The 26033-nt window shown below is 35.3% G+C and carries 28 protein-coding genes and 1 tRNA gene; 18 read left to right on the plus strand and 11 right to left on the minus strand.

The window, feature by feature from the left end; translation table 11 throughout:
- Window positions 1-385 precede the first annotated feature (385 nt).
- The 3 genes from ACODR7_RS19940 to tilS form a co-directional block, all read right to left on the minus strand.
- Window positions 386-1327, minus strand: coding sequence for a redoxin domain-containing protein (locus ACODR7_RS19940; RefSeq protein WP_488841838.1), 942 nt, complete (start codon window positions 1325-1327; stop codon window positions 386-388).
- A gap of 97 nt (window positions 1328-1424) precedes the next feature.
- Complete coding sequence (locus ACODR7_RS19945; RefSeq protein WP_488841839.1) at window positions 1425-1985, minus strand: RNA polymerase sigma factor; 561 nt, start codon at window positions 1983-1985, stop codon at window positions 1425-1427.
- Window positions 1958-3310, minus strand: a complete 1353-nt coding sequence (gene tilS / locus ACODR7_RS19950) for a tRNA lysidine(34) synthetase TilS (RefSeq protein ID WP_488841840.1) — start codon at window positions 3308-3310, stop codon at window positions 1958-1960. Before tilS ends, ACODR7_RS19945 begins: the two co-directional genes overlap by 28 nt.
- 87 nt (window positions 3311-3397) lie before the next feature.
- Between tilS and ACODR7_RS19955 the strand changes: the two genes are divergently transcribed.
- Window positions 3398-4231 (plus strand): OmpA family protein, encoded by an 834-nt coding sequence (locus ACODR7_RS19955; protein ID WP_076594917.1) that lies wholly within the window; start codon window positions 3398-3400, stop codon window positions 4229-4231.
- Window positions 4232-4279: 48 nt separating this feature from the next.
- Here ACODR7_RS19955 and ACODR7_RS19960 read toward each other — a convergent pair whose 3' ends face one another.
- From ACODR7_RS19960 to ACODR7_RS19970, 3 genes are read right to left on the minus strand one after another with little or no spacing between them, the layout of a single operon-like run.
- Complete coding sequence (locus tag ACODR7_RS19960) at window positions 4280-5242, minus strand: HTTM domain-containing protein (RefSeq protein WP_488841842.1); 963 nt, start codon at window positions 5240-5242, stop codon at window positions 4280-4282.
- A 4-nt stretch (window positions 5243-5246) separates the two neighbouring features.
- Window positions 5247-5819, minus strand: a complete 573-nt coding sequence (locus ACODR7_RS19965) for a hypothetical protein (protein ID WP_488841844.1) — start codon at window positions 5817-5819, stop codon at window positions 5247-5249.
- A gap of 50 nt (window positions 5820-5869) precedes the next feature.
- Window positions 5870-6463, minus strand: a complete 594-nt coding sequence (locus tag ACODR7_RS19970) for a hypothetical protein (protein ID WP_136521396.1) — start codon at window positions 6461-6463, stop codon at window positions 5870-5872.
- Between the two features lie 786 nt (window positions 6464-7249).
- Between ACODR7_RS19970 and ACODR7_RS19975 the strand changes: the two genes are divergently transcribed.
- The 6 genes from ACODR7_RS19975 to ACODR7_RS20000 all read left to right on the plus strand — a co-directional run bounded on the left by ACODR7_RS19975 (window position 7250) and on the right by ACODR7_RS20000 (window position 11050).
- Window positions 7250-7405: a CCPGW family putative bacteriocin gene (locus ACODR7_RS19975; RefSeq protein WP_488841846.1), complete on the plus strand. Its 156-nt coding sequence runs from the start codon at window positions 7250-7252 to the stop codon at window positions 7403-7405.
- 121 nt (window positions 7406-7526) lie between these two features.
- A complete protein-coding gene (locus ACODR7_RS19980) occupies window positions 7527-8174 on the plus strand; it encodes an O-methyltransferase (protein ID WP_488841848.1) in 648 nt (215 codons plus the stop codon).
- Window positions 8175-8258: 84 nt separating this feature from the next.
- Window positions 8259-8975, plus strand: coding sequence for a C40 family peptidase (locus tag ACODR7_RS19985; protein WP_076594922.1), 717 nt, complete (start codon window positions 8259-8261; stop codon window positions 8973-8975).
- Between the two features lie 22 nt (window positions 8976-8997).
- Window positions 8998-9465: a DUF1648 domain-containing protein gene (locus ACODR7_RS19990; RefSeq protein ID WP_488841849.1), complete on the plus strand. Its 468-nt coding sequence runs from the start codon at window positions 8998-9000 to the stop codon at window positions 9463-9465.
- The gene (locus ACODR7_RS19995; RefSeq protein WP_488841851.1) at window positions 9462-9806 is read left to right on the plus strand and encodes a cupin domain-containing protein; all 345 of its coding nucleotides are present in this window, start codon (window positions 9462-9464) and stop codon (window positions 9804-9806) included. The genes ACODR7_RS19990 and ACODR7_RS19995 overlap by 4 nt, the downstream gene beginning before the upstream one ends.
- Window positions 9807-9811: 5 nt before the next feature.
- Window positions 9812-11050, plus strand: coding sequence for a 3-deoxy-D-manno-octulosonic acid transferase (locus ACODR7_RS20000; RefSeq protein WP_488841853.1), 1239 nt, complete (start codon window positions 9812-9814; stop codon window positions 11048-11050).
- Here the strand turns inward: ACODR7_RS20000 and ACODR7_RS20005 are convergent.
- Genes ACODR7_RS20005 through ACODR7_RS20015 form a run of 3 tightly spaced genes read right to left on the minus strand, consistent with a single transcriptional unit; the run spans window position 11042 to window position 13477 of the window.
- Window positions 11042-11668, minus strand: coding sequence for a deoxyuridine 5'-triphosphate nucleotidohydrolase (locus ACODR7_RS20005; protein ID WP_488841855.1), 627 nt, complete (start codon window positions 11666-11668; stop codon window positions 11042-11044). The genes ACODR7_RS20000 and ACODR7_RS20005 overlap by 9 nt on opposite strands.
- Window positions 11668-12423 carry a glycosyltransferase family 2 protein gene (locus ACODR7_RS20010; protein ID WP_488841856.1) on the minus strand — a complete coding sequence of 252 codons (756 nt, stop codon included), beginning with the start codon at window positions 12421-12423 and terminating at the stop codon, window positions 11668-11670. Before ACODR7_RS20010 ends, ACODR7_RS20005 begins: the two co-directional genes overlap by 1 nt.
- Before the next feature lie 22 nt (window positions 12424-12445).
- Window positions 12446-13477, minus strand: coding sequence for an acyltransferase family protein (locus tag ACODR7_RS20015; RefSeq protein ID WP_488841858.1), 1032 nt, complete (start codon window positions 13475-13477; stop codon window positions 12446-12448).
- Between the two features lie 145 nt (window positions 13478-13622).
- Here ACODR7_RS20015 and ACODR7_RS20020 point away from each other — a divergent pair, with 145 nt between their 5' ends.
- The 11 genes from ACODR7_RS20020 (at window position 13623) to ACODR7_RS20070 (ending at window position 24099) form a co-directional block, all read left to right on the plus strand.
- Window positions 13623-14099: a lipocalin-like domain-containing protein gene (locus ACODR7_RS20020; protein ID WP_488841860.1), complete on the plus strand. Its 477-nt coding sequence runs from the start codon at window positions 13623-13625 to the stop codon at window positions 14097-14099.
- A 172-nt stretch (window positions 14100-14271) separates the two neighbouring features.
- Window positions 14272-17085, plus strand: a complete 2814-nt coding sequence (leuS, locus tag ACODR7_RS20025) for a leucine--tRNA ligase (protein ID WP_488841862.1) — start codon at window positions 14272-14274, stop codon at window positions 17083-17085.
- Between the two features lie 240 nt (window positions 17086-17325).
- Window positions 17326-18189 (plus strand): MotA/TolQ/ExbB proton channel family protein, encoded by an 864-nt coding sequence (locus ACODR7_RS20030; protein WP_076594929.1) that lies wholly within the window; start codon window positions 17326-17328, stop codon window positions 18187-18189.
- Between the two features lie 61 nt (window positions 18190-18250).
- Window positions 18251-18859, plus strand: coding sequence for an ExbD/TolR family protein (locus ACODR7_RS20035; RefSeq protein ID WP_076594930.1), 609 nt, complete (start codon window positions 18251-18253; stop codon window positions 18857-18859).
- Window positions 18860-18870: 11 nt separating this feature from the next.
- The gene (locus ACODR7_RS20040; RefSeq protein ID WP_076594931.1) at window positions 18871-19440 is read left to right on the plus strand and encodes an ExbD/TolR family protein; all 570 of its coding nucleotides are present in this window, start codon (window positions 18871-18873) and stop codon (window positions 19438-19440) included.
- A gap of 29 nt (window positions 19441-19469) precedes the next feature.
- Window positions 19470-20309 (plus strand): energy transducer TonB, encoded by an 840-nt coding sequence (locus ACODR7_RS20045; RefSeq protein WP_047435559.1) that lies wholly within the window; start codon window positions 19470-19472, stop codon window positions 20307-20309.
- 75 nt (window positions 20310-20384) lie between these two features.
- Window positions 20385-20582, plus strand: a complete 198-nt coding sequence (locus tag ACODR7_RS20050; protein ID WP_171006307.1) for a DUF308 domain-containing protein — start codon at window positions 20385-20387, stop codon at window positions 20580-20582.
- Window positions 20572-21444: a PstS family phosphate ABC transporter substrate-binding protein gene (locus tag ACODR7_RS20055; RefSeq protein ID WP_488841866.1), complete on the plus strand. Its 873-nt coding sequence runs from the start codon at window positions 20572-20574 to the stop codon at window positions 21442-21444. The genes ACODR7_RS20050 and ACODR7_RS20055 overlap by 11 nt, the downstream gene beginning before the upstream one ends.
- Before the next feature lie 89 nt (window positions 21445-21533).
- On the plus strand, window positions 21534-23186 hold the full coding sequence (locus ACODR7_RS20060) for a tetratricopeptide repeat protein (protein WP_488841868.1): 1653 nt from the start codon (window positions 21534-21536) through the stop codon (window positions 23184-23186).
- 82 nt (window positions 23187-23268) lie between these two features.
- A complete protein-coding gene (gene bshB1, locus ACODR7_RS20065; RefSeq protein WP_076594935.1) occupies window positions 23269-23988 on the plus strand; it encodes a bacillithiol biosynthesis deacetylase BshB1 in 720 nt (239 codons plus the stop codon).
- A gap of 35 nt (window positions 23989-24023) precedes the next feature.
- Window positions 24024-24099 (plus strand) — tRNA-His (locus tag ACODR7_RS20070).
- Window positions 24100-24204: 105 nt separating this feature from the next.
- Here ACODR7_RS20070 and ACODR7_RS20075 read toward each other — a convergent pair.
- Both ACODR7_RS20075 and ACODR7_RS20080 read right to left on the minus strand, forming a co-directional pair.
- Window positions 24205-24990: an ISAon1 family transposase gene (locus ACODR7_RS20075; protein ID WP_488841870.1), complete on the minus strand. Its 786-nt coding sequence runs from the start codon at window positions 24988-24990 to the stop codon at window positions 24205-24207.
- A 159-nt stretch (window positions 24991-25149) separates the two neighbouring features.
- Window positions 25150-25503 carry an ISAon1 family transposase N-terminal region protein gene (locus tag ACODR7_RS20080; RefSeq protein ID WP_488841872.1) on the minus strand — a complete coding sequence of 118 codons (354 nt, stop codon included), beginning with the start codon at window positions 25501-25503 and terminating at the stop codon, window positions 25150-25152.
- Between the last annotated feature and the right edge of the window lie 530 nt (window positions 25504-26033).

Here is a 26033-nt window from a genome sequence, read left to right on the forward strand (position 1 = left end):
TTCCTGTCGCTAAAAATAGTAGAATTAATAAAAACCAGTTTCTAAATTTCATTGTTCATTTCATTAAAGTTTTGAGACTCCATTTCGTTTTCTCATTCTTTGCATATCTTCTGTTTTCTCATAAGGACAACTGTCAGATACAGTATTTTTCCTAATGAGTCTGTGTACAGATTTTTTGCCTCGCTAAAATAGATAATTTTTCGTCCCTAAAAAATTTAGAAACTTTCTTTTTTTAAGCCTGATGCGTAAAATATTTTGTCTTGTGTTGTAATCGCAATAGAAGTGTTGCTTATTTTGCATTCAAAATAATTATTGATTTTTTCAATTCTGCCAGCTTGGTATTAGGATTGGAATCTTTTGCCAGGACAAAAACTTTCTGTGAAAATCAATTCAGGTTTTTTACAATATTTTCTACAGATGCTCTTTTTTTATAGTCGGGATCAAAATGCCTCCATGTAATCTCTCTATTCTCATTAAGGATAAAGGTTGCCGAAACAGGAAGTCGTCCTGAATGATCTGATCTGCTGTCAGCAAAATCCTCCTTTAATTTTGAGTTGTAAAAATTAAGAGTTTCACTGTCAGGAGTATAAAGAACATCAAATGCTTCCGCTATTTTATAACCTTCGTCATATAAAACGGTATAATCTGTCTTTGTTTTGCTGATCGTCTTTTCTATAAATTCCGGTTTTTCAGGAGAAATAATAACCAGTCTTGCATTTTTCGACTTCAGCTCTGGCGTCAGATTTTGTAATGTTTCAATGTATTTGTTACAATAAGGACACCACTGCCCACGGATAAAAACGATCACCAGCTTTTTGTTTTCCTTTGAGGAAGAAAATGTATTTCCTAAATGATCTTTCGCATTGAAATTATCAATTTTATCACCTATCATTTTTCCTTTTACCTGATCTGAAGTTTTTCCGGGTTGAGGCATTTTTTTTCCAATAACAGCTGCTCCAACACCTAAAAATTGTTCAGCATTATAATATCCGAAATCGTATTGAACCAGCTTTCCTTTCGGATCCAGGAATAGAAAAGAAGGATAGTTGACCACTTTAAATTCTTTGGCCAGGCTCAGGCCCTCTTTTTCTGCGTCTATGGCAAGATTTACAAAATTTTTATTGAACATTTCTCCAATTCTGGCATCTGTGAAGGTATTTTTTGCCATAAGCTTGCAGGGACCACACCAGGTGGTGTACAGATCAATAAAGATCAGCTTATTCTCTTTTGCTGCAATTTTCTTCGCAGCCTCCAAATCAATTTTTTGAAAATTGATACCTGTGCTTTGTGCATTTAATGAAATTCCTATTGCTATAAGAAAACTCAAAATGATTTTTTTGAACATATATTTCTTTTCTTATTAGGTTCCCTGATTTATGGAAAAATCACCCGTTTATTAAATTATTTTTTTAATGATTTGATTGTCAGGTAGAAAAAATGCTTTTGTTTTTAATCTTTTTGATCTGCTCTACACATTTGTATTTTTGATTCTGGGCATTATGCCTGCTTGAATACTGATATTTGTTCTGGATTTCCTTTATACTTTTATTTTCAATAAAAATGTCATGAATCAGATTCTGACAATGTGAAGAGATTGATTTGATATAACCAGCCAGCTTTTCCCAGTAATATCTTTCATTTTCAATGGCAGCACTTATTTCCTGCTGATGTTCCATGAAATAGATTTCGGGAGACTCTACATAAAAATTTCTGTTTCTTAATTTTTTTAGCCACATATTTTTAACAATTCCGATAATATAATTTCCAAGACAGGTTTGAACTTTAAACTTGTCAGCATTCAGCTTTTCATACAGAATGAGCAGTGCATCCTGGAAAATATCTTCTGCATCTTGCAGATTGCCTTTATTTCTGAGAATGAATTTTTGAGTATAACCAAAATACTGTTGGTATAAAATTCCAAAAGCTATATTGCTGTCTTTCTTAAAATCATCAACAGCTAACGAATTAGTTGTTTTTCTGTCCACTTTACCGTTATCTTTTTTTGAGTAGTTCTGTCTGCCTGATATCTGCGATCCTGTCTGAGAGGGATGATTCCCAAAATATGGTTTCCTGAATCACAGAGTAACCAGGTCTTCTCCTTAATCAAAGCAGATAATTTTTCGTCCCTGAAAAATTTAGAAACTTTCTTTTTCCCTGAAAACGCTGTTGGATAAAATTCATCTCCATCCTGTTGTTTTCTCAAAAGAAGAGGGAACTGAAGCTTTTCGGCATCGAAATCCCATTCAAATTCTTTATTGATTCCGAAAATGTTTTCAATATCATCTACGAGATCGAGGGTCATCTGGTTTTCGGAAAAATCAAAGTGTTCAATCAGTACTATTTCTTCAGGAGTTGCCTTTTTTCCACTTTTATCAATAAAGATGAGTTCATCCCGGTTAACAATCAACTGATATTCCTTTGAAAAAAAAGAACTGTTATTTTCGGCTTTAAAAATTTTCGGAATTTCTTCTTCCTGATTGAATCCGTATTTCTTTAAAATTTCAAATTTTACAAAATCACTTTCACTATCCAGCTTTTCCTTTGATAAGATTTTATAGTTTTGGTTAAATACCGTCAGACGATTTTCTATTTCCTGGATCTGTTGTTGTACAAATTCTTTGGTTTGATTCAGATATAAAGAACTCTTTCTGAAGTTTTCCAGAAAATGATCGTTGGTTTCCATCAGCATCGGAACAATCTCATTCCTGATCTTATTCCTCAGATAATCATTCTTCTTATTGGAAAGGTCTTCCCGGAATTCAATAGTATTCTGCTCAGCAAACTGATAAATTTCTTTTTTTGAAACATGTAAAAGGGGACGAAGGATGTTATTATCATTTGCTGGAATTCCGCTCAATCCATTGATTCCCGAAGCTTTGGATAAATTGATGATGAAAGTTTCCAGCTGATCATTCAGGTGATGGGCGGTAACGAGAAATTCCAGATTTTCTTTTTCCTGAATTTCTTTGAAAAAGTTATACCGAAGTTCTCTTGCCCAAAGCTGGATTGAATTGTCAGGCTTCTGATCTTTTTCCGAAACTTCATACAGATGAAATTTTATATGATTTTTCTCACAAAAATCCTGCACTGTTTTCTGATCCAGATCCGAATCATTTCCCCGAAGTTTATAATTGATATGAGCAACCTGAAACTGAAACAATGGATCTTGATTTTCAAGCGCTAAATCCCTGAATAAAGAGGCCAGAACCATAGAATCTGCTCCTCCGCTTACTGCTAAAAGATAGGTGTGATTTCCCGGCTCGTGAACGAGATTTTTTAATTGATTGGTAAAGGTTAATTTATTCAACATAGATGTTGAGAATTTCTTTTATGCAAAGATAACCGATATAATTCAATTGAATTTTCCTAACTTTGAGTAGTCTAAAAATGATTATTTATGAAGATTTTAAAAATTTTAGCAGTTTCTGCAATGGCGCTGGGGATGACATCTTGTGTCAGCAAAAAGCAGTATGATGCTTTGAGTACAAACTATAAGCAGTGTATTGAAAATATCGGAGAAAGACAAAGAGAAATTCAGGATTTGAAATCTCAGAACTCTGCATTGACAGGGGAAAACAACTTATTGAAAAGTCAGCATGATGCTTTGAAATCATCACTTGATGCATGTCTGTCCAATACTGGAAAAAGTTCTGCAAACATTGATAAACTGGTAGGGGAAATCAATGCTTCCAATTCTTATATCAAGCAATTGATCTCCAGTAATGCTAAAAATGACAGTTTGAACCTTGCATTGTCTAATAAACTGAAGAGATCATTGGATAATGTATCAGATGAAGATGTACAGGTAAAAGTATTGAAAGGAGTGGTAATGATCTCTCTTTCAGATAAAATGTTATACAAAACAGGAGATTACAACATTTTACCTGCAGCTCAGGAAGTGTTAGGTAAAGTAGCGAAAGTAATCAACGATTACGATAAATATTCAGTATTAATTGAAGGTAACACCGATAATGCTCCTTTGAACTCTCCAAATCTTCCAAGAGACAACTGGGATCTTTCTGCATTAAGAGGTACTTCTGTAGCTAAAGTTCTTCAGACTCAGTTTGGAGTAGATCCGGCAAGAATTACAGCTGGAGGACGTTCTGAATACAACCCTAAAGCGACAAACATGAGCGTTTCAGGAAGATCAGAAAACAGAAGAACAGAAATCATCATCATGCCTAAACTTGATGAGTTTATGAAACTGATGGATATCGCTCCTAAGAAATAATGATTAAACCCTATATCATCAAAAATCCCGAAGCAATTCGGGATTTTTTTATGAATTAATTTGTTTGGGAAGATATTGCGCCGATATTGTTTTCTTTGTGGAAGAAACCGTTTTCTTAGCGGTTTGTTCAAAGTAAAAATTCGTGATATTCCAGATAATCATAATTGCTGAGAAGTAATATAGATTGAGAACGAGTGCAATTCCTATGTGCATGGAAACCGTTAGGTAAAGCCATGTTTTCTGTGTCGGTTTGTACCAGATAAAAATAGGGTAGCACATCTCGATAATAATCGTACTCCATCCGATAAAACTTAAAATATAAGAATGTTCTGCCAACCAGCTGAAATCAATATTCAGATCTCTGTTGGAGTAGGGCAGATGGATAGCTTTCCAGATAGATTCGCCGTTCCACCAGTTGAAACCTAAAGCTTTGTCAAGTCCTGAAAAGAAATAAGCAGTAGAAATATGAATCTGAAATAATCTTTTGACCGGAGTGAAATTGTTATCGACAGGCTTTCTGCGGAAAATAAAATTTCTCAGTGAAAAATGCTGATCAGCAGGAAAAAGAATCAGATAGAATAAAGACATACTCGTAAAAAAGTCTGCGCCATAGGCAAAGAAAGAACTTCCCTTAAGCAATGCAATCTGCAGGATAAGTAAAAGGACGGCAGCAATTCTGGAATAAAATCCTGTAATAATAAAAGTACACAATGTGATAAATGAGATTTTGGTCATCAGAATCGTTGTACTTTCTTCAATTCCGCAGTTTTGTAAGAAACTTACAATTTTTGAGAAAGTAATCATCCAGTCGGGAGTGAAAACACCCATAATATCCTGTGGAATAATACTGCTGCTTGAAAATAACTGATCAAAATCCGGCATCACTGCCATAAACTGTAATAGAATAACAGTTCCTATAGCAACACGGAAGAAACCCAGGAATTCTGTCTGGTTATCCTGTTTGAAAAAGAAATTTTCAATAGAGGTATAGAATGCATTCAGGTTTTTCATCACTTTAATGTTTAAATTCGTCAATAAGAATTAAATTTTCATTTGTTTTTCCCTTTTTGAAATCAATAATAGAAGGGTAGTCATACAGATAAAGTTTTGTGGTAACGCTGACTGCTTTTGAATTCTCTTTCATCACATGTTCAGCAATCTGTCTGATAATAATATCCAGATACTGATAATATTTTTTGTCGTATATATTTTTACTGGAAATTTTATCTAGAAACATATTGAAGACAGTAGTAAATCTTACTCTGCTTTCCTTGTTTTTAAAATATGGAAGTGTCTTTTGTTCCAGAATTTTTCCATTCTTGTCTTGTAATTCAAAACTCATGACAAAATCACTGGCAACATTGGGGGCATAGAAGCCATATCCTGTATCAAAACCTGTATATGATGTAAATATATTGACAGGCTTTAACTGGGCAATATTTTCTGACATCGCATAAGCCAAAGGTTTGTCATACTTTTTATTTTCATAGTAGAAACCGTAGTAGCCATCAAATGTTCCTTTCAGACCAATAGTGAAGACTATTAGAAGAATAATGAAAATTCCGGATAACTGTAGCTTTCTTTTCATGGCATGAAAATTTAAAAAGGCTGTCTTAAGACTAAAAACAGCCTTTGAGGTTATTTGTAATTCACCAATACATTATTCAGTTTTACATTGATTCTGGGATCAATAGCTGTATTAACTTTGTAGGATTTTATAATCACATTGGTAAGATTCTTTCTTCCCATCGTGGGCGGGCATATGGTATATTCTTCTGCACCTTTAATCGTTAATCTGCTTAAAGAGGCGATATCTTTCTGGCTTAGTAAAGCTGCATTGGTTGCAACCTGGTTATTTTGAATCGCATAATAATCTGTTCCAAGCTCTTTAGCACCATATTTTTTCAGGATGCCCTCTACTTTTGCTCTCAGATCACCATATTTTTTCCAGTCGATATTAGCTTTCATTAAACATCCACGGATTATATACTGCCTGTTGATTTTGTATACAATGAAATTGGTGCCCAAACTGTTCTGATGAATTTTCTGAAGGCTTAATAAATTTTTCATGTCTTCATCCGAAATTTTTTTGACCTCTTTAAGGAGGTAATTGTTGTCTACAATGTAATTGCCCTTTTCTTTATAAAAAGACATTTCCTGAGGTTTTAGCTGGGAAAATATCATAACAAGTCCCACTATTGCTCCAATTAATAATAAAGTCTTTGTTTTCATGCTGCTGTTTTTAAAATATCCCTACTCTTTTTAGGATTTTCGGGTTCCTCCTTGTTTTGAATGTTTCATGGTTGGAAAACTTATCTCAAAGGTAGAGGCATACAGGCAGTTAAATACAGGTGTTTTTCCTGTTTTTTATGAGGGTTTTGACTTTTCAGGAAAGAATATTAATCAGAATTTCTGAAGAGTACTAGCTGTTCATGAATATTTGAAGCCGGTTTTACAGGCTTATAAAGATGAGTTCTGATAAAAGACTTGTAGAATGAACTTAGTAAGTTCTGTTGAATAGATGTTGGGATGATGGAAATAAAATTCCACAGTTTAAAACAAAAATAAATCCCGAAGGTGGCCGGGATCTATTCTTAATCAAATTAATTCTTCCTTTTTCAGGAGCGAAATAATTCGTTGCAAAAATGAAGTGGATATTTCTGTCTTACTTTTTGCTGCAGAAGAATCAGTTCTACTTTTCAGTACAACTTTTTGGTGATTCTCATGGTTAGTTTGTGTCTCTCCTGCAATCATCTTGTTTTCTCTTAGTGTTTTTACCCCTTATTCTTATTGCAAACTTATAACTAATACAACAAAAATAACATCCGTGTTTTCACGGTATTTTATATGGGATTTTCACTGATATGGAATTTTTAATACATTTTATAAATAATTTATTAATGTATAATGGGTTGATTAGTAAAAGAATATGTATATTTAAATCTCTGTATTAGGAAATAATAAAAGAGGTATCCGAAAATCTAAAGAGTAGGAAATTAATACTAAACTAAAATCATTATGAAAAATTTAAAAAAGATTTCAAGAGAAGCCATGAAAAATGTACAAGGTGCTGCTGCCCTGGACTGCAATCCTCAGATAATCTGTCAAAGAACCACTGACTGCTGCCCGGGATGGGTTTGTGCTTCAAGAGGACAATATTGTGTAGCCTTATAATAACTTTTTAAAGTGACGATAGATGCATGTAAGAGGGATTCATTTCTCTCTTTTTTTGTATCTTCTTCCTGAATTGAAAAAGTAGCTTTAAAATCCTTAAATTTGTTTAAATTAAAATGGTATGAGTTTTTTTGAAGAAAAGAATCCTGAAATGGACAGATATTTGGAGGCGCACGCTTCTTCGGAATCCGAAATTCTGAAAAAGCTGAGAAGAGAGACTTATCAGAAAACCACACAGCCCCATATGATTTCCGGATATCAGCAGGGAAGACTGCTGACAATTATTTCCCAGATGCTGCAGCCGAAAAATATTCTCGAAATAGGAACATTTACCGGATATGCTACTTTATGTCTTGCATCAGGATTGGCAAAAGATGGAAAAATTACCACATTGGATGTGAATGAGGATCTTGCTTATCTTCCTAAAAAATATTTTGAATCCAGCGAATATGCCGGCCAGATCGATTTTAAACTTCAGGATGCCAAGGAATATTTAAAAGAAACAGATGAGTTTTTTGATCTGATTTTTGTAGATGCCGATAAGGAAAATTATGCCGAATATTTCAGATTGATTAAACCTCATACAAAATCAGGAACAGTAATTTTATTTGATAATGTATTGTGGTATGGAAAAGTGCTGGAAGAAAATCCAAAGCTGAAATCTACTCAGTCTATCCAGGAATTAAATGATTTGGCAGCAAAAGACGAAGATTTTGAAAATCTTATTTTACCTTTGCGTGATGGAGTCAACTTTCTTCGCAGAAAGTAACTAAAATATTCAAGGATTAAACATTTAAAGAGGTACACATTGTATTGTAATCTTTAAATTATTCAATCTTTAAATTGAAAATTAATGAATAAAGGAGTTTGTATTGTTACAGTAGCGCCGGTTCGTGCAGAAAATTCTGACAGAGCTGAAATTGTTACGGAAATATTGTTTGGAGAAAGTGCAGATATTTTGGAAGTGAATAAAAACTGGACCAAAATAAAAATGCATTATGATGGCTATGAAGGATGGATGGATACCAAGCAGCTGAAACCTGTGACAGACGAAGAGCTGGCCAAAAGAAAAGTGACTGTCGTAACCGAAGATTTTTCTTCTGTACTCATGAACGATGGTAAAACTCTGCTTTCTATGGGTTCCGAAGTGGAATTCCCGGTAGTCGCTTCAAGGAGAAGTCATGATGTGCGTGAAAGTATTGCATTGACAGCAAAAGAGTTCCTGAACGTACCTTATTTGTGGGGAGGGAAAAGCTTTTTTGCAGTAGACTGCTCCGGATTTACCCAATTGGTTTATAAAATTCACAACATAAAAATACCCAGAGATGCATCACAGCAGGCTGAGGTAGGAGAACCGCTTACTTTCGTAGAAGAAACACAGCCTGGAGATCTTGCATTCTTTGAAAATGCAGAAGGAAAAATTATCCATGTAGGAATTATGCTGGAGAATCAAAAGATCATCCATGCTTCAGGAAAAGTGAGAATAGACACGCTGGATTCTACGGGGATTTTCAATAAAGAGATGAATAAGCATACTCACAAATTGAGAGTGTTGAAAAGTGTAATTTAATCATCATTCAATCTCATCTGGAATGGAAAATATTCTTTTTATAATTTTTGATATTTTAAATTTTGGATGGGTCGCTTTCTTATGGGTATTTACTCTGAAGAACTATAACACTTTGCCAGAGAGAATTCCCGTCCATTTTGATATGGAAGGAAAAGCTGATGGATTTGGTGGGAAAATATATACCTTTCTGATCCCTGTAATTGCTCTGGGATTGTATGTTGTATTCACTTATGGAACAAGACATCCCGAAGACACAAATTTTCCTGTAGAAATTACAGATCAAAACATGAATACTCAGTTTTTAATTATGAAAATCGGACTGAGAATTCTTTTTGTTGTGCTGGCAGTGGTTTTTCTGAATCTTCAGGACTATATGTTCAGATATGCGGTTGATGATAAAGCCAAACCCAGAATTTCATTGGCAACCCTATTTTTATCAGTTATTTTATTTACTCCTGCATTACTCTTTATCGCTCATCTATTTAAATGATACATTCTAAAAATAATTCAGAACATTATACGTGGGGAAACCAATGTGACAGCTGGATTCTTAAAAACACACAAGACTTATCCATAAAGCAGGAGAAAATGCCCGCGGGAACTTCAGAGAAACTTCATTATCATAAAGTGGCAGAACAGTTTTTTTACATTCTGAAAGGAGAAGCGGTATTGTATATTTGTGGAGAAAAATTTCTGGTTGGCCAGGGAGAATCTATATCTGTTGAGCCGGGATCGAAGCATTTTATCTCCAATGAATCGACTGAAGAAATCGAATTTTTAGTCATATCTAACCCTTGTACAGATCATGACAGAATTGAAATTAAAGAATAAGTAAAATGGCTTTTTTATACAATATATTGATCAGTCTCTTTACCCTTGGAATGAAGGTTTTCGCGTTGGTTAATGGTAAAACTAAAAAAGGCGTTGAAGGAAGAAAGCAGTCTTTGGATAAAGTGAAATCTGTATTTTCAAAAACGGATAAAGTCATCTGGATGCATGCGGCAAGTCTGGGTGAATATGAGCAGGGATTACCTGTATTAGAGAGGCTTAAAGAAAATTTCCCTCAGCACAAAATCTTGGTAACCTTCTTTTCCCCGTCAGGATATGAAAATGTTGTTAAGAAGAAACACATTGCTGATGTTATCTGTTATTTGCCTTTCGACAATAAAAAGACTGTAAAAGAATTTACAGATCAGTTTAATGCTGAACTATTTTTTACGGTTAAATATGATTATTGGTACAATCTTTTTGCAGAATTAAAGAATAAAGGGACAAAAGTCTATGTGATCTCAGCATTGTTTTACGAAAGACAGTCTTTCTTTACTTCCTACGGAAAATGGTTTGTAAAGCAGCTTCAGAAAAATGTAGATTGGTTTTTCCACCAGACTCAGTTTTCATTGGCTTTGGCGAAAAGTGTTGGATTAACGAAGTCTTCCGTAACAGGAGATACAAGATTTGACAGGGTAAAACAGCTCCGCAAAAGAAATAATCATGTAGATTATATTACAGAATTTATCGGAGGGAATAAAGCTGTTGTTTTCGGAAGTTCGTGGCAGGCGGAAGAGAAAATAGCAGAAGTGGTTTCCCGTAAAAATAATACAGTAAAACTCATTATAGCACCTCATGATCTGAAAAGAGTAGAGCATCTGAAAAATATATTCCCGGATGCTTTACTGTACAGCGAAATACAAAATACTCACATATCAGCTTTCAATACTCATATTCTGATCATAGACAGTATTGGTTTATTATCGAAGCTATATTCTTATGCAGATGTAGCTGTTGTGGGAGGAGGATTTCATGAAGCCGGACTTCACAATATTCTGGAAGCTGCTGCTTTTGGTGTTCCGGTAATTTTTGGGAATCATTATAAAAAGAATCCGGAAGCTGACGACCTGATCTCTGCTAATGGTGGAAAATCTTTCTCTGATGAGTATGCAGCCTCAGAATTTGTGTTATTTCTCGCCAATGACGATAACAAGGAAGAGCTGATTGCAATGTCTGAAAATGCCGGGAAATTTGTAGATGAAAAACCAGACTCTACCAGAATGATTCTTCAGAAAATTCTATCTTAAGAATCCCTGGCTTTTAATGTCTTTCATGATCTGATCAATGTTATCAGGAATTCTGTCGCATTCAAACCAGTTGAAGTCAAGACCATTATTGATACAGAGCTTTTGGAGATAATGATTTTCTAAAATTTTATCCAGAGTATCACGAAGATATTCATCAATTTCTATCCAGTAATCTTCATCCAGCTTTTTAACAAGGGTTAATGATTTAAATATTTTATTGATAATGTAAATGTAAAGTTTGTAGACATTGTCAAACCTTTGTCTGCTGAGGTCACTGTTGTTTTCCAATACCTTGTTAACGAGAAAAAGATTCAGAGAAACCTCTCCGAATTTATCGGTGGTAACTTTTGTGTGTTCTGTGATTTCAGCACTTATTTTTCGGACAGCAGACAGAAAATATTGGGCATTTCCCACATATTTTGAAGCCAGAAGAACCTGTTCTTTTACATGTTCTTCCATGGCATTTCTTTTATCATCGGTAGTTTCGGGGTCTATCAGTTCAAAGTAGAGCTTTTTGGACAATAATTTATCCTTTCTCAGAAGTCTGAAAATAAGCTTATCCTTCTCTGCTCCGGAAAAAGCACTCAGAGCAGCTTTAAACTCTTTAGAATATTCCATTAATTAAAAATTTTCGAGTACTTCAGGAATCCGTTTATGGCCCAATTAGCGGTATAGTACAATGATTTTACTGTTGAGAATCCCATGAAGTCTTTATAGACAAGATACTGATCTTTGATGATATTTTTCTTATTTCTGGAAACACTGTTTTCACGCATTCTGTATTTGGCCATTGTCTTTTTTACAGGAATCCCTTCCGGTATTACTTTTAAAAGATTCAGCCACATCACATGGTCTTCACGCTTACTTTTTACAGGGAACATAAATTTCCCGGCTCTCTTAGTATCATACATCGTAGAAACCGGTGCAAGACGGCATGTTTTCAGCAGATTGGAAAACGTAACTGTCTTTTCCGCCAGAAAATCTTTCAGAATAGGCTCAAGCTGTTCATTGCATCTTGAATAATTACAATAAACAAGTTCTGCTTTATGCTCCTGCATATAATCCGTCATCGTTTCCAGATACTCAGGATACCAATAATCATCAGAATCCAGAAAAGCAATATATCTTCCCTGTGCTCTTTCCAGACTTTTGTTTCTTGCATTTCCTGCACCTCCGTTTTTCTCCAGTACCAATAGTTTTATTCTGGGATCATTATATTTTCTGATGATCTCAACAGTATTATCTTGGGAAAGATCATCTGTGATCAGCCATTCCCAGTTTTCATAGGTTTGGCTAAGAACAGACTGTATGGTTTCCTCGATAAATTCCGCTGAATTGTAGCAAGGAGTAATAATAGAGACAAGATTTTTCATTTATGTTTTTTATACTGCAAAATTATAAAAATCTTTTTTCATAAAGATGCCAGGAGCTTACACCTACAGCAACTACCACCAACATGCATACCAAAGCCATTACAAAAGGATTGTAATCTTCGAATAATCCTAAAGTCTGGAAAGTTCTGATGATAGGAAAGTGAAAAATATAAATTCCGTATGTGAAATCACCATATTTTCCGAAATTATTTAAGAATTTAAATGAATAGGCAATATACATTACGATAACACCAATCATCATTGGGGAAAAAAGCTGGATAGGTAAATATAAATCAATCCACACCGTGGTGAGAGCAATGATAAAAATGATATTTTTATGTTGGATGAATTTATCAAAATTAAAGTAGATCAGCATTCCGGGGATAAAATAGGATAATGTTCCGGGAAGCTGTTTGGCAAGTGAAATCTTATTTAAAGATTCAAAATAGTTGAGATAAATAAGTGATAAAAAATATAAAATAACCAAACTAGCATTTCTGTATTTATTATTCTTTCCGAAAAGCAGAAACAACAAAGGAACAGAGAAATAGTAGCACATTTCTATTTTCAGTGTCCATAAGGCACCATTCACTGCCTGATTTCCAAAAACTCCCGGAAGCCAGGGCGCTTTAAAATTTAAAAATAATGAATTCCAGAAAAGGTATTTGTAAACCTGTGTATTGCTGAAATATTCGGTGAAAGAATACGTACTTACCAGGCTTAATAAAATTGCACATAAAAAAATAACCAATAAGTAAGCGGGAACAATTCTTTTGATTCTCTTTTTTAAATAACTTTTCAGGCTTGAAGACCTTTCATAGCTCCTTGCAATCAGAAATCCGCTCACAGCAAAGAACCCGAAAACGGCAATTTCTATAGGACTGTACTCAAAAATTTTGAGCTCAGGAGAGGCGCTGAGGGTACCAAGATGTCCAAGAAAGACAATAAAGGCGAGGAGAACACGTATAAAGTCAAAATTGTTTTTCGTTATATCCTGCATTTGTATTTTGTTTCCTGCAAAAATAACTTTTTTAATAGAATGAATGATGCTCATGTATTCATTATTTGTTAAATAAAGGGAAAATGAGGTCTTCGCATTTTTAAATATATATAAATATAAGGAGATGAAATAATTTTTCATAAAAAATAGTAATATAAATCAAAAAAATTATAATTTTAGCGCTTGAAAAAATTGATCTATGAAGAAATTAGCATTACTATTTGCAGGTTTATCTTTGTTTGCTGCAGCTACAGGCTGTAGTAGTGACAATGATACTGTTCTGGAAGCTCCTCTTGTTGGGACATGGCAACCGTTAAAAGAAGTAGTTACCACTGTAGAAGTTGGTGAAGACCCGGTTTCTAACACGATTACTTATACAGATTGTCAGAAACAGACAAGATGGTGGTTCAGCGTTGACTCCAAAGGAGGAAAGACGAACTGGGGAGATACTGCTACACCTGGTCAGTGTGCTATTCTTTCAGATATCAAATTCAATTATACTTATAATAAGGAAGGGAAAGACGTTCAGCTGAAAATCCAGGGAATAGTAGAACCGCAAAATGCAAAGGTTATTACTTTGGATGCTACAACGCTCAATCTTGCTGTAAGAGAGGAGACTCAGGATCCTAAGATATTCCAGACAAGAACATATACCTTCAAAAGAGTTACTCAATAATAGTATATACTTCAGGATATAAAAAAGATCTCATCTCCGGATGGGATTTTTTTGTGGAGGATAGAATTTGTAATTCATCATAAATTCATTTCTATTTACTTTAAAATCATTAATTTTGTGAATCTTGTAAAAAAGAAAAATAATTCAGTCTAACATATAACATATATATAAAGTGTTTTACGATCATCAGCAGATAGAAAAAAAGTGGCAGAAATACTGGGAGGAAAATCAAACCTATAAAACCTCTAATAACACAGACAAACCTAAGTTTTATGTACTCGATATGTTCCCGTACCCATCAGGAGCAGGACTTCACGTAGGTCACCCGCTGGGATATATTGCATCGGATATTTATGCGAGATACAAAAGACACCAGGGGTTTAATGTACTCCACCCGGTAGGATATGACAGTTTCGGACTTCCTGCTGAGCAATATGCTATTCAGACAGGGCAGCATCCTGCTATTACTACAGAGCAGAATATCAACAGATATGAAGAGCAGCTGAAAAAAATCGGGTTCTCATTCGACTGGAGCAGAGAAGTAAGAACTTCAGACGCTTCTTATTATAAATGGACACAATGGATTTTTATCCAGCTGTATCATTCCTGGTATAATAAAAATACGGATAAAGCAGAATCTATTGATTCTTTGGTTCAGCATTTTGAAGAAAAAGGAACAGAAGGTTTAAATGCCAATCAGAACGAGGAATTAAATTTCACAGCAGAAGAATGGAAGAGCGCTTCCGAAATTGATAAAGAAGATATCCTTTTAAACTATCGTCTTGCTTACAGAGCAGAAACGACAGTAAACTGGTGCCCTGCATTAGGAACGGTATTGGCGAATGATGAGGTGAAGGATGGAAAATCTGAAAGAGGAGGATTCCCGGTATTCCAGAAGAAAATGATGCAGTGGAGTATGAGAATTTCTGCGTACTCTGAAAGATTATTACAAGGATTGAATACATTAGACTGGCCGCAGCCGCTGAAAGATTCCCAGGAATACTGGATCGGGAAATCTCAGGGAGCGCAGGTTCGTTTCAAGGTAGAAGGGCATGATGAAATCGTTGAGGTATTTACCACAAGACCCGACACCATCTTTGGAGCAACCTTTATGGTATTGGCTCCGGAAAATCCTTTAGTGGAAACCATTACTACAGACGCTCAAAAGGTAGAAGTAGATACTTATATTGAAGAAACTTCCAAAAAGACGGAGAGAGACAGAATGTCTGACGTGAAAAACGTGAGCGGAGCTTTCACCGGAAGTTATGCAATTAACCCGTTCAGCAATGAAAAAATGCCTGTCTATATTTCAGACTATGTGTTGATGGGATATGGAACAGGAGCTGTAATGGCAGTTCCGGCACACGATGAGCGTGATCATAGATTTGCTAAGAAATTTAATCTTGAAATCAAGAAAGTGGTAGAAACGGAAGAAGACGTTCAGGAAAAATCTTTTGATTCTAAAGATTCCGTTTGTGTCAACTCAGATTTCCTAAACGGATTACATTATAATGAAGCGAAAGCAAAAATAATTTCAGAGATCGAAGCGAAAGGTATCGGTCATGGAACTACCAACTACAGACAGCGTGATGCTATTTTCTCAAGACAGCGTTATTGGGGAGAACCCGTTCCTATATATTATAAGGATGGAATGCCTTATACATTGCCTGCTTCTGCTTTACCGTTGGAACTTCCTGAAGTTGAAAAATATTTACCTACAGAAGACGGAGATCCGCCACTGGGAAATGCAAAAGAATTTGCATGGGATGAAGCTAACCAGAAGGTAGTAGCTACAGATCTTATTGATGACAAAACTATTTTCCCGTTAGAATTATCTACAATGCCAGGTTGGGCAGGAAGCTCATGGTATTTCCTTAGATATATGGATCCTAACGATGAAGAAACTTTTGTTAAAAAAGAATTAGCAGATTATTGGGGACAGGTAGACCTATATATAGGAGGAAGCGAACATGCAACCGGTCACTTATTGTATTCCCGTTTCTGGAACATGTTCTTAAAAGACAGAGAATATATCAGCCATGATGAACCATTCCAGAAATTGATCAACCAAGGGATGATCTTAGGGATGAGTGCATTTGTATACAGAATTGACGGAACGAATCAGTATGTATCTAAAAATTTAGCTAAAGATTACCAGACTCAGCAGATTCACGTAGATGTATCCTTGTTAAAAGGAACTTCTGACGAATTGGATACTGAAGCCTTCAAAACATGGAGACCGGATTATGCAGATGCAGAATTTATTCTGGAAGACGGAAAATACATCACAGACCGTGAAGTAGAAAAAATGTCCAAGTCAAAATACAATGTAGTAAATCCTGATGATATCTGTGAAGAGTATGGAGCAGACGGATTAAGATTATATGAAATGTTCTTAGGACCATTGGAACAATCCAAGCCTTGGAATACCCAAGGGCTAAGCGGAGTATATGGTTTCCTTAAAAAATTCTGGAACCTGTATTTTAACGGAGACATATTTGAAATTTCAGACGAAGAACCTACAAAAGCAGAATACAAAGTTTTACATACCTTAATAAAGAAGGTAGTATATGATATTGAAAACTTCTCTTTCAATACTTCAGTATCATCCTTTATGATTGCTGTGAATGAGCTTCAGAAAATAAAATGCAACAAGCGCAATATTTTAGAGCCACTGGCCGTTATCATTTCTCCGTATGCTCCTCACATCTGTGAAGAACTATGGAGTTTATTAGGACACGGTACATCGATAGAATTTGAAAAATTCCCGGTATTAAATGAAGATTATCTGGTTGAAGACGAAATTGAGTATCCGGTAAGTGTAAATGGTAAAATGAAGTTCAAAATTTCACTTTCAGCTCAATTATCTGCCAAGGAAGTGGAAGATTTGGTGATTTCGAACGAGAAAATGCAACAGATTTTGGAAGGTAAAACCCCTAAAAAAATCATTGTAGTCCCTCACCGTATTGTGAATATCGTAATTTAAAAAAAAATTAACATTGGGAAATTAAAAAAAATGGGTGTCTTATTTTTTTGATTTTTTAATTCAAATGTTAAATTTTGAAAAAATAAATAAAATAATTTAAAATAATTATTATTTCGAAATCGTATTAAAATTTCTTTATCAAAAAAAAGCAAAATGTTTAATTAAGACTCTTGCATTTTAATTAATTTTGCCTTTAATTTACACCCTGTAAAATTTTAAAACAATATAATTTAGTTAAATATGGAAATGAATGTTTCAAAAAATGATGAGCAAGTAGTTGCTAGAAAGGCAGGAGGTTTAAATCCAGCTGTTATTATTCCTATTCTATTTGCTATAGGAGTATGTATTTATTTATTTGTTCTTGGTAGCCCAGGAAACTTTAAAGATGCAGATAAACTAGGAAGTGGTTCTGTAGCTTTTTCAAGTGTTGAAGGAAAAGACATTCACCCAGAATCGTTTTTAGGTATTATCTACAAAGGAGGGGTTATTGTACCAATCTTGATTACTTTCATGATTACTGTAATCGTTTTCTCTTTTGAAAGATATTTCGTTCTTGGTAAAGCTGCTGGAAAAGGAAACTTAGACAACTTCGTTGTACAGGTAAGAAGCTTACTAAACCAAAACAAAATTGACGAAGCTATCGAAGAGTGTGACAGACAGCAAGGTTCTGTTGGTAACGTAGTAAAAGAAGGTCTTACTACTTACAAAGCACTTTCTCACGATACTACATTAAATAAGGAGCAGAAAATGGTAGCGCTTAACAAAGCTATCGAAGAAGCTACTACTCTTGAAATGCCAATGCTTGAGAAAAACATGATGATCCTTTCTACTTTAGGTACTGTTGCAACATTAGTAGCACTACTTGGAACGGTAATCGGGATGATCAAGGCGTTCTTCGCATTAGGTTCAGGAGGTGGTACTCCGGATGCTGCCGCTCTATCTACAGGTATCTCTGAAGCCTTGATCAACACAGCTTTGGGTATTGGTACTTCAGCAATCGCTATTATCCTTTATAACTTCTTTACATCTAAAATTGACGGATTAACTTATAAGATCGACGAGATCTCTATGAGTATCCAACAGTCTTTCGCTGAATTCAACTAAGAATTAGCAAGATATTTGCATTAGCAATTAAAAGAAGTTTAATTAAAAATATTTTATAATAATGGCGAGAGTCAAACCAAAAAGACATGGAGTAATTACGGACATGACTGCAATGTGTGACGTTGCGTTCCTACTCCTTACGTTCTTTATCTTGACCACTCAGTTTAAAAAACCTGACGTGGAGCAGATCAAACCGCCATCTTCAATTTCGGAAAAATTGCTTCCTGATGCTAGTTTAATGACTATCAACGCTACTCCGGACGGAAAATTCTATTTCCAGCCAGTAGAAAATGCATCAGAAAGACTTGCTCTTTTGGATAAAATGGGACAAAAGTATGGTATTACTTTTGACAATAACCAAAAAGCAGCTTTCCAGAAAATTCAGGCAATTGGAGTTCCAATGAACCAACTTAAAGGGTACTTGGACATGCCTGCAGATGAGCAGAAAAATTATAAGAGTCCTACAGGTATTCCTATGGACAGTACAAATAAGCAATTAATTGATTGGGTAAAAGAAAGTTTGAGCGTTAACCCTGACTACAAGTTAGCTATTAAAGGTGACGTTACAACTGAATATCCGAAAGTTAAAAGCCTATTTGAGGGTTTAAGAGATATTGATTTTCTTAAATTTTGGTTGATTACATCACAAGAAGGTAAACCTAACGAATAATATCGATAGAAATGGCAGAAGTACAAGTACAAGAGAAAGGCGGCAAGGGCGGCAAAGTCCGTTCCAAGAAGCAAAGTACCAGAGTCGATATGACTCCGATGGTGGACTTGGGTTTTCTATTGATTACCTTCTTTATGTTCACAACTACGTTCAGTAAACCGAACGTTATGGATTTGGGTCTTCCGGCTAAACCGAAAGATGAAAAACAAAAACCACCTCCAACAGAAATTAAACTTTCTAACTCAATTTCTATCTTATTAGGAAAAAATAATAGAGTTTTCTGGCACCAGCAGGATGCTACATCCTTGAATGACCAGACTCTTATGGAAACTACTCTTGATAGAGAGGGAATTAGAAAAGTAATTCAGCAGGCAAAATCTAGAGCTGCAGATCAAACGAAATTTACCGTGATCATTAAGCCAACTGACGATGCTGTATATAAGAACTTTGTTGATATTCTTGATGAAATGGCCATTACCAAAAGCGAGCAGTACGGTGTTACTGATATCAAACCTTGGGAAAAAGCTGTTTATGAGAAAAAAGTAGGAGGTGCTGCTGCACCGGCTGCTGCTACAAAGTAATTTAACCATAAAATTGTTATATCTAATCTATGGCAGATGAAAATGTATACGGTCAGAATCTTACTTTAGACGAAATCGTATTTGAAAATAGAAACAAGGAATATGGTGCCTATGATCTTAGACATCAGTATCCGAGACTTTTAACCAAGTCTTTTATTATCGGAACAGCATTATTCCTTTTGGCAGCTTTGTCTCCGTTCATCTATCTTACGATTAAAAATCTTACAGCTCCGCCTAAGCAAGAAGTTAAGGCAGATCTAGTAGATATTATCGAGGAAGAACCGATTATCGAGCAGCCTAAAGAAGAAGAACCACCACCACCTCCTCCTCCAAAAGAGGAAGAGAAAATTGAGGTAATTCAGAACGTAGTTCCTGAGCCTGTAAAAGCTCCGAAAATTGAAACTCCACCACCACCGATTTCTAAGCAGTTGGAAACTACAACTGGTTTACAGAATCAGGAGGGGGTAAAAGCTCCAGCTTATACACCACCACCGCCACCACCATCTACAGGTACTAAAGCTAGTACAGTAGAAGTGAAAGCAAACAACCCTAACGAGATCTATAAAGATGTTGACCAGTCTGCAGAATATCCTGGAGGTATGGGAGCATTAAGAAAGTTCTTGGGAGACAACTTCGATACATCTTTGATGGAAGGAGGTGAAGGAACACTTAAAGCGAAGCTTAAGTTCGTTGTAGAAAAAGACGGAACTGTTTCGAATGTTACTATTGAAGAGAAATCTCCAAATGGCGACTTCAACAGTGAAGCAATGCGTGTAGTTAAGAAACTTAAAAAATGGACTCCTGCGAAGAGAAACGGGGAGAGCGTTAGATCTTACTATAGCGTACCATTTACTATGAACTTTGAATAAGACTTATTTATTCAAAATATAAATAAAAAGAGAAGCATATGCTTCTCTTTTTATTTTTTTTGGTATTTTTGTTACATGATGTTCAATTGGTTATCCCTGGTTACGGGATTGTTTTATATCGTTTTAGGAATTGTAGTGATTGTCTACAAATTCTTCTTTACTATTTTAGAGCCTGCTGTTGCTTATGCATTGGGAGTGGTGCTGATTATTTATGGTATTTTTAGAATTTACAGGGCGATCTCAAGAATTAAAAAATCGAGAAATGAAGAATAGTTTCAGGCTTGTACTCATGTTTGTTTTGAGCATGATGCTTGCAAGCTGTAAAAAGGAAAAAAATACTCCTTCCTATCACAAAGGTGATCTTACAATTTTTACTGACGAATCTTTTCAAAGCGTTACAGAAGCATTAGCCGAAGGCTATATGATCAACTATCCTGAGACACACATCAAAGTAGAAACGAAGAAAGAAGATTTAGGACTTCTTGATCTTTTGAAAGGAAGTGCTAAAGTGGTGGTAATGTCAAGAAATCTCAGTACTGAAGAAATAAAAACATACGAGGAAAGAACAGATTTAAAGTTTCTTCCTGCCAAATTTGCTGCTGATGCAGTTGTTTTTGTTGTGCCTAAAGATTCTCCAAAAGAGAGTATTTCAATGGAAGAAATCAACAGCGGTCTGATGTCTGATAAAAAAGAATTTATTTTTGACGGAACCAACTCCAGTAATCTGAACTTTGTTGCTGAAAAATTAAAAAAGCAGCCAAAAGACCTGAAATTTTCCATTATACCGGGAAATCAGAAGATTATAGAGGAATTGGGGAAATATCCTGATAAAATAGGTGTTATCGGATTGAATACCTTCAGCCGTCCTTATGATAAAACTTCAGAAAAACTCAGAGAGATGGTGAAAGTTCTTCCTGTCATAGAGAAAGGAAAATCATATAGCGCAGATTTTGATGGACTTCGTACAATGGAATATCCGTTTACAAGAGTACTTTATTTCCTGATTAATGAAGGTAATTTCAATATTGCCAATGGATTTATAAGATTTTCATGTACCCATTTAGGCCAAAAGATTGTACAGAAAGAAGGTTTGCAGCCTTATAACCTGTATAAAAGAGAGGTACAAATGCGTTAAAAAAATTAAAATCACAATTTGTCCCTGTTAAAATATTGATTTGGTCTGAAAATTGTGTAGAATTTAACTCAATTATTAGAAAATATAAAATGAAAGATATAATGAATATGAATGTAAAGAAGATTGCTTTTGGAGCAGCCGTGGTATTTTTTACCGGTTTTGCCTCTGCACAGACATTGCAGGATGGTATCAACAGTATAGACAGTGATAAATTTGCCCAGGCAAAAACAAACTTCACTGAAATGATCGCTAAAGAGCCTACAGCTGAAAACTACTTCTATTTGGGAAATACTTTCTTAAGACAAGGAGAGCCGGATTACGCTAAGGCAGCGGAGAATTTCAACAAGGGATTAGCTGCTGACGGTAAAAGCTATCTGAATAAAATCGGTTTAGCTGCTGTTAAATTAGGTAAAGGTGATAAAAATGCCGTTGCTGAAATTCAGAAAGTAGTTACTGATTCAAGAGAAAAAGATGCTGAAGTTCTTTTCAGAGCAGCAGAAGCTTTAACTCTATTCGAGAAAAACAGTTCACCAGATCTAGCTATTCAGTTTTTGACTAAAGCTATCGAGAAAGCTGAGAAAAAAGGTGTTCCTGCACATTACTATTATACGCTTGGTGATGCTTACAGATTAAAAAGAATGCCGGGAGAGGCTATGTCTGCTTATGATAAAGCATTACCCGTAGCTAAAAATAAAGCTTCCGTTTATACAAGAATGGCAACTTTATGGATGGCTGCACAACAATGGCAGCAAGCTAAGCAAAACATTGATAAAGCTATCGGTGTAGACGCTACTTATGCTCCTGCATATAAGGCTTTAGCTGGTTATGACATCAGATACCAGCAGAATGCAAAAGCTACACAAGATCTTATCAATTATACAAAATACGCTGACGAAGATCCATATACTCAATTGGAAATTGCTAAACTATACTTCACAAATGAAGATTATGCAAATTCTAAAATGGTATTAGATAAAATTTTTGATAAAATTGACGATCCTATCAAGTTCAAATTAAGAGCTTACAACGCATATGCAGATAAAAACTATGCAGATGCTAAGCAAAACATGGATACTTTCGTTTCTCAGGTTGAAAAAACAAGAGTACAGCCTGCTGACCAGGGTTTACAAGGACTTATCGCTGCAGGTTTAGCAAAAGATGAAAAAGATGCTGCTAAAAAATCTGCTTTAATGGCTGAAGCTCAGCAAAAAGTGGGCATTGCAAAAGCTGCAAAAGATGAAACAATGAAGTGGGATCTTGAATTGGCTAACATCGCTGGAGGTGGTGGTGTATCTCAGTCAGAAGTTGACAAAGGACCTACTAACCCTACCATTGAGGCATTAAAACAGAAAGTTGCTGCTAATAACCAGGATTCTGATTCATTATTTAAGCTAGCTACAGCTTACCAGGATGTTAAAAACTGGAATGGAGCTATCCTTACATGGCAAAAAATGTCTGCACTTCTTCCAGATTGGGCACCGGCATATTACAGCCAGGGGTATTCTTACCAGCAGGCAGGAAACAATGAAGCAGCAAAATTAGCTTATGAGAAGTTCATCAGCACAGTAAAACCAGCTGATCAGGAAGCTAACAAGCAGACTCTTGCTTACGCTTACTTTGCAGTTGCATACATGAGTAAAGATTCTGATGTTGCCAAAGCAAAAGATTATGTAGCGAAGTCATTACAGTTAGATCCTACCTATCAGGATGCTGTAAAATTAAATGCTGAGATCAACAAGTAATTTAAATTTTAAATTATAGATATTAAAACTTCCCATTCCTTATGCTTGGGAAGTTTTTATTTTAAATCCTATCTTTGAATTTATGAAAACTGATATACTTGCTTTTGGTGCACATCCTGACGATGTAGAACTTGGATGTGGCGGAACTATTGCTAAAATGGTCTCTGAAGGAAAAAAAATTGTAGTTGTGGATCTTACAAGAGGTGAACTCGGAACAAGAGGTACAGATGAAACCAGAAAAGCAGAAGCTGCAGAAGCTGCCAAAATCCTGGGGCTTTCTGCGAGAGAGAATCTTGGAATGAAAGATGGCTTTTTGGTGAATTCTGAAGAATATCAAATGAGGATCGTAAAAATGATTCGCAAATACAGGCCGGAAATCGTCTTAGCCAATGCAATTGATGATAGGCATCCAGATCATGCAAAAGGAGCGAAATTAGTGTCGGATGCGTGTTTTTTGTCCGGACTGAGAAAAATTGAAACTGTATTGGATGGAGAGAATCAGGAAGTGTGGAGACCGAAGCATATTTTTCACTATATTCAGTGGAAAGATATCAAACCGGAATTTGTAATTGATATTTCAGAACACCTCCCTAAAAAACTTGAAGCCTGTATGGCGTACAAAACTCAGTTTTATGACCCGGCTTCTAAAGAACCTGAGACTCCAATTACCACAAAAGATTTTTATGAAAGCTTAACTTACCGGGCGCAGGATTTAGGGCGTTTATCGGGAGTTGCTTATGCTGAGGGCTTTACATCTGAAAAATTAATTTCTTTGAAAAATTTTGATGGAATTGTTTGGTAGTTGAGGAAATTGTTCTATATTTGCACTCAGAAAACGGTGATTGTAGCTCAGTTGGTTAGAGCGTCGGATTGTGGTTCCGAAGGTCGTGGGTTCGAGACCCATCATTCACCCTAGATTAGCACACTTTCAAAAAGAAAATGTGCTTTTTTTATGTCCAAAAACAATAAAGTCATATTGAAATAACACTTTTTGGGGATCAAGCGCAAAAGTTGGGGACTAAGCAAAAAGTTTGGATAATCTGAAGAGAAAGAAAGTTTTGTCTTTTACTTCTCTGAGCTGCATTCTGAAGTTTTTAATTTTCGCATTGAAAGATTCAGCAGCAGCATTGGTGCTTCTTTGATCAAAATAATTCAGAATATCCCTATAATGATTTATTATAGTCTTTCTTAAGGTGGAAAAAGAGGTAAAATTTGCATCTTCAACATTTTTGAACCAATGGGCCAGTTTGGTCATCGCCACAGATTTTGTAAGGTGCTGATTATAGATCTTTCTTAGGTCATCAGTGAGCTGATACGCTTTTTCAAGGTCAGGATATTCAGTAAAAAGGATGGAAGCTCTTTGTCTCTGGGACAGGGTCCATTTTTCCCGGCTCTTATAAAGCAAATACCTGCTTCTTGCCAAAAGCTGTTTGCGGGAATCTCCGTTTTCAAAAACTTCCATATCTGAGTATTGCTCATCAAAAGAATTTTCCATTTCAATAGCTTCCCAACGATGTTTGATTCTGATTTCCTGAAGTGCTTCTATAGCCAGTTTTTGAACATGAAAGCGGTCGATCACCAGGGAGGCACCAGGAAAGCATCTTTTGGCAATACGCTTCATGGAACCTGCCATATCCAAGGTGATCTCTTTTACCATCATGCGAAGTTTCCTGCTGATTTTTAAAAGATGTACCATGACAAAATCACTCTGAGTTTCTTTTATAACTGCAACAATACTTCCTTTTCTTCCCTTTGCTTTTTTGGAGGTAAGAACAGTATAAAGTTCTCTGTCAGATAAAGCCACTTCGTCCAGGGATAAGGATTCTGATAAATTTTCAGGATAAATTATCCACGAGGTTTTTGTTTCCAGCTATGATATTCACTGAGCTTATTCTTGTATTGTCTCTGGAAGGTCTTGCCTTTGATACTGAAAAATTCTGCTATAACTTTCAGAAGGAGAGCTTTAGTGTCGGCTAATTTTTTTTAAGAAGTCTGCCAGATCCTTTGTCATGCGTCTTCCTTTCGCTACAAGCTGCCAGTCTCTTTGAAGGATCTCACCGGAGGATTTATCAGTCCATCTTCTTCTTTTCACATGAAGTTTTACGATTTTACCCCGTAATGGATAATCGTCTACAATAATTTCAGGTAAAAAACCCTTCGATTCCAGATGCCTTTCTTTGAATTCATGGGGAATGCTGTTTTTTTCTTCAAAATAAATATGAAGTTCAGCATCATGGGGTTCTGCTTTGAGGATATCAAAGTGTTCAATTAAAAATTCTGGAAGTAATAATTTAAGAAGGTCGTGATCGCTTAGCATAATACAAAGATACAATGACTAAACATTCCCCCCAACTTTTGAGATTGATCCATTATTTGTCTTTTCCGCCGATCTATTTTCCTAAATGGTTAGAAGGATTATTATATTATTTTTTAGCCATTAGTCTTTGCTTTTGTATTGTTTTAAATTTTGTTGGTCAATTTTTAAATATATCAGAACTTATTATTACTAAGGGTTGGTGTAGAAAATTTAGTTTTTACATTTTATACAAACTATTTAAGTTTATACACACTAATTGTGGATAAGTTATATTTGTATGTAAATGATTGTATAATAATATAATATGAATATTTTTTTCCACATTGTATGTTTTTATGTTAAATAAAGTTGTTTTGCGTTGTAAGAAGTTATTATCTTTGCCCCACTGAAAACGAGAGTATATCAGTAGCGCAGAAGAGCCTTTAGATGGGCAGAAACGATATTACTTCCAAGAAGAGACAAGCGAAAAAAAACCTCAAAACTTTTTGTAAAAAAAGTTGCCAGTTTAAAAAGAGTTTGTATCTTTGCAG

Source organism: Chryseobacterium sp. FG46 (assembly GCF_057809135.1).

What these genes read in the sequence shown, in the direction of transcription:
- ACODR7_RS20045 (WP_047435559.1), top strand. Translation starts at nt 19,470, where the DNA reads ATGGCAGATGAAAATGTATACGGTCAGAATCTTACTTTAGACGAAATC.
- ACODR7_RS20060 (WP_488841868.1), top strand. Translation starts at nt 21,534, where the DNA reads ATGAAAGATATAATGAATATGAATGTAAAGAAGATTGCTTTTGGAGCA.
- ACODR7_RS20055 (WP_488841866.1), top strand. Translation starts at nt 20,572, where the DNA reads ATGAAGAATAGTTTCAGGCTTGTACTCATGTTTGTTTTGAGCATGATG.
- ACODR7_RS20010 (WP_488841856.1), bottom strand. Translation starts at nt 12,423, where the DNA reads ATGAAAAATCTTGTCTCTATTATTACTCCTTGCTACAATTCAGCGGAA.
- ACODR7_RS20020 (WP_488841860.1), top strand. Translation starts at nt 13,623, where the DNA reads ATGAAGAAATTAGCATTACTATTTGCAGGTTTATCTTTGTTTGCTGCA.
- ACODR7_RS19990 (WP_488841849.1), top strand. Translation starts at nt 8,998, where the DNA reads ATGGAAAATATTCTTTTTATAATTTTTGATATTTTAAATTTTGGATGG.
- ACODR7_RS19960 (WP_488841842.1), bottom strand. Translation starts at nt 5,242, where the DNA reads ATGAAAAACCTGAATGCATTCTATACCTCTATTGAAAATTTCTTTTTC.
- ACODR7_RS19995 (WP_488841851.1), top strand. Translation starts at nt 9,462, where the DNA reads ATGATACATTCTAAAAATAATTCAGAACATTATACGTGGGGAAACCAA.
- ACODR7_RS20035 (WP_076594930.1), top strand. Translation starts at nt 18,251, where the DNA reads ATGGCGAGAGTCAAACCAAAAAGACATGGAGTAATTACGGACATGACT.
- ACODR7_RS20040 (WP_076594931.1), top strand. Translation starts at nt 18,871, where the DNA reads ATGGCAGAAGTACAAGTACAAGAGAAAGGCGGCAAGGGCGGCAAAGTC.
- ACODR7_RS20000 (WP_488841853.1), top strand. Translation starts at nt 9,812, where the DNA reads ATGGCTTTTTTATACAATATATTGATCAGTCTCTTTACCCTTGGAATG.
- ACODR7_RS19970 (WP_136521396.1), bottom strand. Translation starts at nt 6,463, where the DNA reads ATGAAAACAAAGACTTTATTATTAATTGGAGCAATAGTGGGACTTGTT.
- ACODR7_RS20030 (WP_076594929.1), top strand. Translation starts at nt 17,326, where the DNA reads ATGGAAATGAATGTTTCAAAAAATGATGAGCAAGTAGTTGCTAGAAAG.
- bshB1 (WP_076594935.1), top strand. Translation starts at nt 23,269, where the DNA reads ATGAAAACTGATATACTTGCTTTTGGTGCACATCCTGACGATGTAGAA.
- ACODR7_RS19985 (WP_076594922.1), top strand. Translation starts at nt 8,259, where the DNA reads ATGAATAAAGGAGTTTGTATTGTTACAGTAGCGCCGGTTCGTGCAGAA.
- tilS (WP_488841840.1), bottom strand. Translation starts at nt 3,310, where the DNA reads ATGTTGAATAAATTAACCTTTACCAATCAATTAAAAAATCTCGTTCAC.
- ACODR7_RS20080 (WP_488841872.1), bottom strand. Translation starts at nt 25,503, where the DNA reads ATGCTAAGCGATCACGACCTTCTTAAATTATTACTTCCAGAATTTTTA.
- ACODR7_RS19955 (WP_076594917.1), top strand. Translation starts at nt 3,398, where the DNA reads ATGAAGATTTTAAAAATTTTAGCAGTTTCTGCAATGGCGCTGGGGATG.
- ACODR7_RS20050 (WP_171006307.1), top strand. Translation starts at nt 20,385, where the DNA reads ATGATGTTCAATTGGTTATCCCTGGTTACGGGATTGTTTTATATCGTT.
- ACODR7_RS20015 (WP_488841858.1), bottom strand. Translation starts at nt 13,477, where the DNA reads ATGAGCATCATTCATTCTATTAAAAAAGTTATTTTTGCAGGAAACAAA.
- ACODR7_RS19975 (WP_488841846.1), top strand. Translation starts at nt 7,250, where the DNA reads ATGAAAAATTTAAAAAAGATTTCAAGAGAAGCCATGAAAAATGTACAA.
- ACODR7_RS20005 (WP_488841855.1), bottom strand. Translation starts at nt 11,668, where the DNA reads ATGGAATATTCTAAAGAGTTTAAAGCTGCTCTGAGTGCTTTTTCCGGA.
- ACODR7_RS19980 (WP_488841848.1), top strand. Translation starts at nt 7,527, where the DNA reads ATGAGTTTTTTTGAAGAAAAGAATCCTGAAATGGACAGATATTTGGAG.
- ACODR7_RS19965 (WP_488841844.1), bottom strand. Translation starts at nt 5,819, where the DNA reads ATGAAAAGAAAGCTACAGTTATCCGGAATTTTCATTATTCTTCTAATA.